Origin of the sequence: Tautonia marina (assembly GCF_009177065.1) — a bacterium.
GTDB classification, from domain to species: domain Bacteria; phylum Planctomycetota; class Planctomycetia; order Isosphaerales; family Isosphaeraceae; genus Tautonia; species Tautonia marina.
In genome coordinates this window covers 1-878 of sequence record NZ_WEZF01000062.1, presented here as the reverse complement: position 1 = coordinate 878, position 878 = coordinate 1, and the positions used below count along the sequence as shown (strand labels likewise).

General features: G+C 74.3%; 1 protein-coding gene. It reads right to left on the bottom strand.

Annotation, left to right across the window (positions count from 1 at the left end; all coding sequences use genetic code 11):
• Window positions 1–878 (bottom strand): IS4 family transposase (locus tag GA615_RS27705; protein ID WP_161602612.1); only part of this gene is annotated, 878 nt, incomplete at both ends.

Here is an 878-nt window from a genome sequence, read left to right as displayed (position 1 = left end):
CACGCGCCAGCGATGGCGGTACAGCTCGGCCACGGCCGCCGCCGGTACGTCCAACAGGTTGGTGATCAGCCGGATCGTCGTCGTCACGCCGTCCTCGACCCGCTCCACGACCACCTCGCGGAGTGGCACGTCGCGGACCTGATGCTTCGCCCGTCGCGAGGCGTGGAAGGCCCCGACACGGTCGCTGACGACCCCGGCGGCGTGGTCCTCCGGACCGAGCGGCCGATCGGACGCCTCGGCCAACGCCGGCGTATTGCGGCCGGGGGGCCGGAAGCGGATGACGAAGTGGGCCCGGGGCGTGGGCCCACCCGGCCGGTCGTCGTAGTGGGCGTCGATCAGGGCGAAGCTGTCGGAGCCGCGGTCGTAGAGCCGGACCTGGCCGGCCTCGATCCGGCCGATCGCCGCGTCGGCCTCGCTCTGCCCCGGCTCGGGGACAGCGATCACCTCCGGCAGGCCGTCGCCGACGGCGACCTCGAAGTCCAGCCGGGCGCGGTGGCGTCCGCCGTCGGGCCCCTTGCCCGATCGGACCGCCCAGGCGACCTGGGCGCAGGCCGGCAGGAAGGTGCCGTCGACGGCCAGGGCCCGCCGCAGCAGGTCGCCCAGGCCGTCGTCGGGGCCGACGCCGCCGGCCCGCCTGCGTCCCAACTCGGCCCGCAGGGCGTCGAGCATCGGCCGCAACCGCCCGGGGTCGGCAAGGCGATGGAAGTCCGAGAGGGTGCTGCGGCAGAGCTTCGGCGTGGACAGGTGCCGCCGAGCCTGCTCCGTCTGGCTGAAGTCCTCGAGGGTGCGCAGGGAGCGGATCGCGGGGTTGAAGAAGGCCAGCAGGTGGGCGACGAAGACGTCGTCAAGGAACAGGCGACGGTTGCCATGGGCCCGGT